General features: G+C 69.8%; 6 protein-coding genes and 1 pseudogene. 4 read left to right on the forward strand and 3 right to left on the reverse strand.

Features of this window, described 5'->3' with window-relative positions:
* Window positions 1-515, reverse strand: a pseudogene (locus tag AC08OU_RS03805) (hypothetical protein); the annotation flags it as partial.
* 52 nt (window positions 516-567) lie between these two features.
* On the opposite strand from AC08OU_RS03805, the gene AC08OU_RS03810 reads away from it, so the two are divergent.
* The 3 genes from AC08OU_RS03810 (at window position 568) to AC08OU_RS03820 (ending at window position 2305) form a co-directional block, all read left to right on the forward strand.
* Window positions 568-1041 carry a hypothetical protein gene (locus AC08OU_RS03810; RefSeq protein ID WP_476604360.1) on the forward strand — a complete coding sequence of 158 codons (474 nt, stop codon included), beginning with the start codon at window positions 568-570 and terminating at the stop codon, window positions 1039-1041.
* A 383-nt stretch (window positions 1042-1424) separates the two neighbouring features.
* Window positions 1425-1859: a hypothetical protein gene (locus AC08OU_RS03815; RefSeq protein WP_476602028.1), complete on the forward strand. Its 435-nt coding sequence runs from the start codon at window positions 1425-1427 to the stop codon at window positions 1857-1859.
* Window positions 1859-2305 (forward strand): DUF3817 domain-containing protein, encoded by a 447-nt coding sequence (locus AC08OU_RS03820; protein WP_476602029.1) that lies wholly within the window; start codon window positions 1859-1861, stop codon window positions 2303-2305. Before AC08OU_RS03815 ends, AC08OU_RS03820 begins: the two co-directional genes overlap by 1 nt.
* 151 nt (window positions 2306-2456) lie before the next feature.
* Here the strand turns inward: AC08OU_RS03820 and AC08OU_RS03825 are convergent, their stop codons facing one another.
* Entirely contained in the window at window positions 2457-3104 is a 648-nt protein-coding gene (locus AC08OU_RS03825; protein WP_476604361.1) for a hypothetical protein, read from the reverse strand.
* Window positions 3105-3388: 284 nt separating this feature from the next.
* Window positions 3389-3754 carry an FDXHR family putative zinc-binding protein gene (locus AC08OU_RS03830; RefSeq protein WP_476593782.1) on the reverse strand — a complete coding sequence of 122 codons (366 nt, stop codon included), beginning with the start codon at window positions 3752-3754 and terminating at the stop codon, window positions 3389-3391.
* A 264-nt stretch (window positions 3755-4018) separates the two neighbouring features.
* On the opposite strand from AC08OU_RS03830, the gene AC08OU_RS03835 reads away from it, so the two are divergent.
* Complete coding sequence (locus tag AC08OU_RS03835; protein ID WP_462203697.1) at window positions 4019-4153, forward strand: hypothetical protein; 135 nt, start codon at window positions 4019-4021, stop codon at window positions 4151-4153.
* Window positions 4154-4496: the final 343 nt, after the last annotated feature.

The raw sequence follows: 4496 nt of genomic DNA on the forward strand, positions 1-4496 counted from the left end.
CAGCACCGCCTGGGCCGTACCGTCACGAAGGCCCCATCGAGCCGACGGCGCCGGTCCAGCCAGTCTACCAGCCCCGACCGGCTCCCCCGGTCCCACAACTGGCCCCGTTCCCGGCGGCACTCGGTTGCCCGACGCGGCACGATCGCGGGGGCGCTACTCGCCATCGTGAGCATCATGGCCCTGACGGCCCTGGCCCTGCTGGGGCCGTCAGGATCGAACTCCCCGGCTCCGCCCACGACGACCGTCACGGCGAAGCCGCGGCCGTCCGCCACGCCGGTCACGACGTCTCCGGTCGTGCGGACGCCGGCCGCGTCGCCCCAGGCCACCACGGTGGTCCCACCGGAACCGGCCAAGTCGAGCCCCGCCGGAACATCCGGGGGCAGCGCCGCCGGCCCGGACCCGGCGGACCCGGGGTCCGCGAGCGGTGGTGGCGGCGCACCGTCACCGTCCGCGGGACCGTCCGCGAACCATGGTGACAGCAGATCCTCCCTGCCCAGCGGAACGTTCGCGGGCATCGGCGGCGGGATCTACACCAGCACCGTCGCCCCCTTCCCCAGTGGGTCACAGGTGCGGCTTCCGGGCCCCGGAACTCTCGACTGGGTGCTGTTCGGGGGCTCGTGGAACGGTGTGCAGAACCGGGCCGCCATTGTGATGCCGCTGATCGACACCGACACCCTGCTGGGCACGTCCGTGCCGTCATCCTCCGGATTCGACTGGACGGAGGGCACGCCGGTCGCGACCGGCGTGGACGACACCGACCGGCTGTCCCTGCAGGGCTCGGCCCGGCTGACGGTCTTCGTCTCGCAGTCTCCGCTCACCCTGGACGTCCTCCTCGGATCCGGTTCCGGGCGGGTACAGATCATCGTCACCTCCATCGGCGGCACGCAGACCTTCACCCAGACCCTGCCTTCACCGATCGCCGATGGCTCGGCCGATGGAGTGGTGAGCATCGGGCTGCCGGCCGGAATCGGCACGACGTCGATCACCATCTCCAGCGGGGGCACGTCGGGTTGGACACTGGCGGCCGCAGTCCTGCGCTGACGGCGTGGGTCTGCGCGGTTACGTGGGTCTGCACTTGACCATGCGGAACCATGGGGAACCATGCGGACGAAAAATCTTCACAACGACGGCAACCAATCAACCTCCGCCGGACGACTGACAGATGAACGCCATACCGGCCCCCGCGCCAGGAGGTCCGGCGGTGTTTCGGCCCGTTCGCTCCCCGGCTACCCCCCCAGCCCGGCGGACGGGTCGCCAAGCGGCCGCCGACGGCGGCACGCGGGCTGGCCGGCCCGGCCAAGGTCGGCCAGCCCCTCGCGCCCCCTCCCACGCCGCCCGGCGCCCCGGTCCCGGGTGTGAGTCCGGTCCCGGGAAGGTGCCACGCGCCCTACGCTGACCGGCCGGGGAGAGGTAGCGTCAACCTCGTGCGTCGGCTGCTGTTGTCACCCTCGTGGATCGCGCGTCATCTCCTCGCGCTCTTCCTGATCGCATTCTTCATCCGCATGGGCATCTGGCAGCTGACGAAGGGCGAATCCCCGCAGGGATCGTTGCAAAACCTCTTCTACGGGGTCGAGTGGCCTGTCTTCGCCGCCTTCGTCGTGTACTGGTGGGTGAAGATGATGAAGGAGGATCTGGCGCCCAAGGACACCACCGGGCCGCGGTGGGGTGCCCACGGCCGGATCGCCCCCGAGGCGCCATGGCGACCGGATCTCGACACGGGCCCCAAAATGCTGACGACCGGCACCGCCGAGCAGTCCGCCGAGGACGACGAACTCGACGCCTACAACCGCTATCTCGCCTCACTGTACGAGCGTGACGCCCTTCGGGACGCCCTCAAGCACATCAACGGAGCCCGCTGATGACGGCATTGCCCGACCCCACCCGTACGGCCACCACAGGACGTGCCTCCGCGACGGCGATTCGCGCATCCCTGCTGCGGTATCGGGCCATCGCCTACATCGTCGGTGTGGGGCTGATCGCGTTGGTGTGCATCGGCATGCCGATGAAGTACATCGGCGGCAACGACGCGATCGTGGCGGCCGTCGGCCCGCTCCACGGTGTGCTGTACATGGTGTATCTCGCCGCTTCCTTCGATCTGGCGAACCGTTGCCGGCTGTCCTCGACCCGGACGATCACGATCATGCTTGCCGGCACCATCCCGTTCCTGTCGTTCTTCGCCGAGCGGCGGGTCACCTCCCTTGTGCGGGAGAGCCAGCTGTCCGCCGCCGCGGCTCCGGCCGGCCCGGCCACCGGGCCCACCAAGCCCGCGAAGCCCGCGCAGAGCGCCGAGGCCTCCACAACCTGACGGACCTGAGGACCGGCCTGACGGCGTCGAGAGACGTCGGGACATCTCAGGGCAGGCCGACGCAGGCAGAGGCCGCCGTTGGCTTCTGCCGACGCAGGCAGAAGCCAACGCGCCGGGAGACGCAGAAGCCGACGCGCCGGGAGACGTCGCCTCAGGACACGTCCGAGTCAACTCCAGCCAGGCGGAACGCCGCCGGTGCGGGGCGGCGGAGACGGGCGGGCACGGCGATCGTCAGGACCTCACCGGCGGTGAGCCGCCGGAGCCGGGCCAACCGGGAGGGCGGAGCGAGCATCTCCGCGGACAGCACCTGGTCAGCCTCGGCACCGAAGGCAAACAGGCGCCCGTCCGACCAGGTGATCAGTTCGTCGGCCGTACTGGCGGGTCGCACGAGGACCAGCTGGGCGCGCCGCGGGTCCCAGACGATCGTCACCGTCCGCGTGGTGGACCGGAGCAACGCCCACTTGCCGCCGCTGCGGTAGGCGGCCGCCAGCATCCGGGCCGTCTCGTTTCCCTCGGGACGGCGGGACGGACGATCCGCGATCACCACGAGCCCCGCGTCGTCGACCGCGATCGGCGGAGTCGGGTTCGCCCGCAGGTCCGCGGCGGTCACCGTCCCGAATGCTCCGTCGAGGTGGACACCGCGTGCGGCGGGCAGCCCAAACGACGATGAAGCCAGCATGGCGGTCAGGGACGCCCGCCGGACGTCCACCCCGTCCAGCCGGACCAATCCGCAGACCGTCATCCGTTCCTCCGTCCGCAGCCCGCGATCCTCGATCCGCGATCCGATGGCGCACGGCACGGACGGAATCCCGGCCGGATGATCGACACGGTGCAGCGGCGTTCACGGGTGCTCCAGCGCCGGAACGTAGCAGTTTCTCGCCCGCCTCACCGGTCCGTTGCACGGAATCGCCGAGTGGTTCCGGCCTTCGGTGCCGGGCCTCACCGTCGTGATCCGGGCTCGGCCAGGACAGCGGCTCGAAAACACATCGGCCGCCTACCGGCCGCCGATCGCCCGTGACCGAGACGTCCGGCGGAAACCGGCCGCATGCGGAGGAAGACCGCGGTCACGGGGGAAGGACGGACTCAGGCCACGTTGGCGCCCGACGGCTCACGCTCCCGCTTGACCCGACGAGTCGCGATCACCGGATGAGCCGGGCAATCGACCAGATGCTCATCGAAGCCCTGCACCGTCGGCCAGGACTGGTGGCAGGACCCGCAATGGGTCGTGGCCGGATCGGTCCACCGCTCTTCACAGCCGGCACAACTGGCCGTGACCGGGATCTGCACTGTCTTGTCGGGCTGCCGGCGACGAGAGACCTGGATCGGCAACGCCTGTTGGATGGATTGTTCATCTGGGGAACGGAGTGTGACGGAAACCGCGCGTGGACGCCGGGGTGGGGTGTTGGCGGCCGGGATCGCGCGAGGGGATGTCGACCGACGGGGAGGCACCCGGCCATCCTGTCGCAGACCTGCACAAGCGTCACGCAACCGGCTGTCGAGTGTTCAGGGTGATTGTCCTGCGGCAACGCTTCCGGAGCTCGCGAACCAGAGCGTTCCGCCCGGACGGATCGTCATCGGCGACGGCCGACCGCTAGCGGGAACCCGCGCCGGAAACAACCGTGCCGGGCCGAGCGACGCCTGGAACATCGCCGGACAGTCAAAAAATGACTACTGATACCCACCAATACCACTGGACTAGCTATAGTCAAGCGCATGGCGGACGCCATCGCCAGGGCCGGCGGTGAGGGGATCCCGGGCGTGAGTGCCGGCGCACTGCTGCGAGGGTGGCGGGAGCGACGCCGGATCAGTCAACTCGGACTGGCGTTGCGAGCCGACAGTTCCGCCTGACGCATCAGTTTCATCGAGACCGGCCGCTCCATTCCGAGTCGCCCGATGGTGCTGCGCGGGCCACGTGCCCGTCGGTGCGGAACCGGATGAGCGGTTCCTGCCTGTCGCCGAGGCCGATGGTGCAGGATCCGTACATCGGATCGGAGTCGACCAGGCCCAGTCCCGCGAAGCAGGCCCAGTCCCGCTCAGAAGGGTTCGGCCTGCGGGCGACTGCGGCCCCGCACGACGAGCCTCTCCTGGAGAGAGATTCCCGCTCCTACACACCCACCCACAAAGTGCGCTTCGTGAGGCGGCCGAAGCGTGGAGGGTCAGTCACGGTTCACGGTCTCCACACCGTCGCTAA

This window comes from Frankia sp. CcMO1, assembly GCF_977945845.1.